At 61.9% G+C, this 4,212-nt stretch carries 6 protein-coding genes; 4 read left to right on the forward strand and 2 right to left on the reverse strand.

The genetic code is table 11. The annotated features are described in order from the left end of the window. A partial coding sequence (locus WBF74_RS00370; protein ID WP_424433714.1) for a DUF423 domain-containing protein occupies positions 1 to 175 on the reverse strand: 175 nt, incomplete at its 3' end. 69 nt (positions 176 to 244) lie between these two features. Next, positions 245 to 1,210, reverse strand: a complete 966-nt coding sequence (locus WBF74_RS00375; RefSeq protein ID WP_424433705.1) for an NAD-dependent epimerase/dehydratase family protein — start codon at positions 1,208 to 1,210, stop codon at positions 245 to 247. 152 nt (positions 1,211 to 1,362) lie between these two features. On the opposite strand from WBF74_RS00375, the gene WBF74_RS00380 reads away from it, so the two are divergent. The 4 genes from WBF74_RS00380 to WBF74_RS00395 all read left to right on the forward strand — a co-directional run. After that, a complete protein-coding gene (locus WBF74_RS00380; protein ID WP_424433707.1) occupies positions 1,363 to 1,539 on the forward strand; it encodes a rubredoxin in 177 nt (58 codons plus the stop codon). Between the two features lie 138 nt (positions 1,540 to 1,677). Next, entirely contained in the window at positions 1,678 to 2,787 is a 1,110-nt protein-coding gene (locus tag WBF74_RS00385) for a hypothetical protein (RefSeq protein ID WP_424433709.1), read from the forward strand. A 10-nt stretch (positions 2,788 to 2,797) separates the two neighbouring features. Continuing rightward, the gene (locus WBF74_RS00390; RefSeq protein WP_424433711.1) at positions 2,798 to 3,838 is read left to right on the forward strand and encodes a phosphotransferase family protein; all 1,041 of its coding nucleotides are present in this window, start codon (positions 2,798 to 2,800) and stop codon (positions 3,836 to 3,838) included. After that, a partial coding sequence (locus WBF74_RS00395; RefSeq protein WP_424433712.1) for a hypothetical protein occupies positions 3,835 to 4,212 on the forward strand: 378 nt, incomplete at its 3' end. The genes WBF74_RS00390 and WBF74_RS00395, both read left to right, overlap by 4 nt.

A 4,212-nucleotide genomic window follows, 5' to 3' on the forward strand; every position in this document is an offset into this window, starting at 1 on the left:
CCACGAAGGCGACCGCGAGAAGGGCGAGCGCGTGATACATCTGGTAGCGCGCGCCGGTTTCGAAGACGGCGAGTTCCGCCGGGCCCACGCGCGCCTGCAGCCCGTGCGCCGCGAAGGCGCCGAGCGCCACGGAAAGAAAGCCGCTTACGGCACCGATCACGATCCAGATGCGCATGTTTCGTCTCCCGCTGGGTGAACGGAGCTTCGGGCAAAGAACAGGCGAATGCAATGCGGCGGAACGCCGTCAGCCTGCCCGCTGCAACTCCGCCAGTCCTGCCTCGCGGGTGATGACAGGCTCGTAGCCCAGCTCTCGTCTCGCCTTGTCGATCTTCAGCGTGCAATTGCGTGACATCAGCGATGCCGTATGCGGGTCGAGCGGCGGCGGCGTCCGGCGCAAGGTGAGCTTCCAGATCCGGTCCATGATCTTCGCTGCGCCGCGCGCGAGCCAGCCCGGCATGTTCCGGTCGGGGAGGGAAAAGCCCGCCGTGGCGGCCATCTTCGTCATCATTTCCTTGAACGAAATGGGGGTGCCGCCGTCGGTGATGAAATAGGCTTCGCCGCCATTGCCCTTTTCGAGCGCAAGCTCGATGGCGTGCACCACGTTGTAGATATGCGCCGTGTCGGTCACGGCGCGCCCGCCGCCGATCCAGGCGAAACGGCCTGTGTCCACCATCTCCTTCAGCGCCGGGAGCAGCGTCTGGTCGCCGGGGCCCCAGATGAAGCGGGGCCTGAGTACGATCGTCGTCAAACCGTTTCCGTTCGCCGCGCGCACGGCCTTCTCGGCATGCGCCTTGGTGCGCGGATAGGGCAGGGGCGAGTCGAAGGCCATCGGCGCCGTCTCGTCGAGATCGTCCATCGACTGGCCGTAGAAGAGCGCAGCCTCGGTGCCGATATGGACGAAGCGTTTCACGCCCGCCTCGCGCGCCGCTTTCAGCAGGCGCTCCGTCCCCGTCACGTTGATCGCCCAGAAATCCTTCATCCGGCCCCAGGTCTCGACCTTCGCCGCGCAATGCACGATGGCGTCGACGTCTTTCAGCATGGCGGCGGTAACGTTGCCCAGATCGCCGCGAACGGGCGTTGCGCCCGCGGCGCGGATCGCCGCATCCGATTTCTCGGAGCGCGACAGGGCCAGCACCTCATGCGTGCCGCTCAGCTTTTTCGCCGCCGCACCGCCCACGAATCCCGACGCGCCTGTGATGAAGATGCGCATGCCGTCCTCCCTCTCTCTGCAGTTGCCGGACTGACCGGCACGGAGTTTCCGGTCATATTAATCTTATGGGGAGGAATAACAAGGTGCGGTCCTGCAAATAACGTAGCGTTGCGCTAGGCTCTTCCGACATGCACGCGCGAGAGGAGGGTCCGATGGCCGAGGCCAACAGGAAATGGCAATGCGCGACCTGCGGGTTCATCTACGACGAGGCGGAGGGCTGGCCGGATGATGGCATCGCGCCCGGCACGCGCTGGGAGGATGTGCCGGACGACTGGGTCTGCCCCGATTGCGGCACGCCCAAGGAAGATTTCGACATGGTGGAAATCTGAGACTTGGCTGCCGCTACGTCAGTTATCCTGCCCCGGGGCGCGCTTCGTTGACCCTGCGATGCCGCGCGGTCATTGTTGCGCCATCGGAACAAAAAACACGTATCCGGCGGCAACAAGCCGGAACGGGGAGGAACAGGAATGCTCACCAAGGCCGACGACTATCCGATTCACCAGATGCCGGAGCCGATCGCGTTTTCGGGCACCGACCGTAACTTCTACGACCGCTACTTCTTCAACGGCTACACGCGTTCGGGCGACGTCTTCTTTGCCGCCGCGCTCGGCGTCTATCCGCATGTCAACATCATGGACGCCGCCTTCAGCGTCATCGTCGATGGTGTGCAGCACAATCTTCACGCCTCGCGCTTTCTGAACTCGGAGCGCATGGACACGCATGTCGGCCCCGTCTCTGTCGATATCGTGGAGCCGCTTCATTCGCTCCGCGTCCGCGTCGCCGACAATGAATATGGCATCAAGGCGGACCTGACCTTCACCGGCCGCGCGCCCGCGCTCAAGGAGCCGCGCTTCACGCGCCGCAACGGTCCGCGCACCCTGATGGACGTGACGCGCATGACGCAGAACGGTACCTGGGAAGGCTGGATCGAGGTCAAGGGCAAACGCATCGACGTGAAGGCCGATGATTTCCTTGGCACGCGCGATCGCTCATGGGGTGTGCGCCCGATTGGTGCAGCGGACCCGCAGCCGCATGTGCCGCCGATGGAGTTTCAATTCTTCTGGCTCTGGGCGCCGCTCAATTTCGACGACCGCATTTCTCTCTTCCATGTGAATGATGACGAGCACGGCGAGCCGTGGAACCTGTCGGGCGTGGTATGCCCGCTCGGTGCGGATGCGAAGTCGCAGGAAATGGACCGTGTCAGCTACGAGATCGCTTACCATTCCGGCTCGCGCCATGCGAAGTCCTGCTCGATCTTCTTTGAGGATCGCAAGGGAGCGAAGACGCAGATCGATCTCACGCCGCGTTTCAATTTTTACATGATGGGTATCGGCTACAGCCACCCGGAGTGGAACCACGGTGCGCATCGCGGTGACAACGCGCTTGGCTATGAAGAATTCAGGCTGGCCGACATCAAGACTTACGCGCCGCCCTATCTCCATATTCAGGCATTGAGCGATGCGGTGATGACGCTTCCTGACGGATCGAAGCGGGAAGGGCGGGGTATTCTCGAACAGCTCATCATCGGGCCCCATGCGCCTTCGGGCTTCAAAGACGTTCTTGATTCTGCGAAATAGGACGACTGACATGGAGGATATTTCTTCCCGTCTTGCCGCCTATCTGGCGCACCGGATTCCGGCTGCCTCGGATATCGAAATTACCGGGGTGTCGCGTATCCCCGGCGGTGCGAGCCGCGAGACATATCGGTTTGTTGCAACCTGGAAAGAGAGTGGTCGCCCCGTGCGGCGCCCGCTCATTCTCCGCCGCGACCCGGTATCAAGCCTGATCGAGACGGAGCGCGATATCGAGTTCAATGCCTATCGCGCCTTCCACCCGACGGGGCTTCCCGTGCCTGAGCCGCTTTACATTGAAACGGATGTGAAGTGGCTCGACCGTCCTTTCATCATCATGGAGCAGATCGAAAACTGCGTTGCAGGCTCTCCCTTCAGGCTCGATCCCTATGGAGAACATGCAGAGAAGATCGGCAAGCAGTTCTGGTTCCATCTCGGCAAGATTGCAGCCGCCGACCCGGAAGCCATCGGCTTTGAAACGGGCATAGAATTGCCTGCGCCCGATGAATGCTGGCGCATCGAACTCGACAAATGGGAAAAGGTCATCGATGAGGATGAGCTTGTTCCCCAGCCCGTCGCCCGCGCGGCCATTCGCTGGTTACGGCGCAATCCGCCGCCACCGGCACAGAAGATTTCGGTGGTTCATGGCGATTATCGCAGCGGCAATTTTCTGCATGACGAGGCGGGCGACATCCGTGCGATCCTCGACTGGGAAATGGCTCATCTCGGTGATCCGCTGGAAGACATCGCCTGGGCGGCAGACCCGCTTTGGGCATTCGAGCATCCGGATAAGCCCGGCCGCATGATTCCGCGAGAAGAGGCGTTCGCGCTCTGGGAAGAGTCCAGCGGGCTCAAGATTGATCCCGTGGCCCTTCGCTGGTGGGAAGTTTTCAATTCGCTGAAGGGGCTCGCGATCTGGATTTCTTCCGGCAAGGAATATCAGAGCGGGGCAAGCACCGACCCGATCCTCGCCATGCCGAGTTGGTATTGCACCGATGTGCATAACCGTGTGCTGGCGAGCCGTCTGGCCGAACTTTCAAAGGAGGCGCGGCGATGAAACCCGACCTGCCCATCGTCATGCGCGGTTTTTTCGGGACCATGCTGACGGAAATCGCGCCCCGTCTGAATGCGGAATATTCCACCGGCAGCATCAGCATCATGAGCATGATGCTCTACCTGACAGCGCAGGAATATGAACGCGCGGCGGAGGTGCGCGTGACGGACAATGCCGAAATGCGGGCGCTCTTTGCCGATGCCGTAAGGCTTGTCCAGGATAAGAGCCTCAAGGCGCGCCTTGAGGAAGCAGCGGGCACGAAGGACCGCTCCCTGGTCGTATCTGCTCTTGATGAGGACCATGCGGCGCTTTCTGCCCTGCTGATTGAGCTTCAGGCCCATGTCGAGGAAAGCACCGCCCCCTGGGCGGCGGGACTT

Origin of the sequence: Parvibaculum sp. (genome assembly GCF_049672805.1) — a bacterium.
Classification (GTDB): Bacteria; Pseudomonadota; Alphaproteobacteria; order Parvibaculales; family Parvibaculaceae; genus Parvibaculum.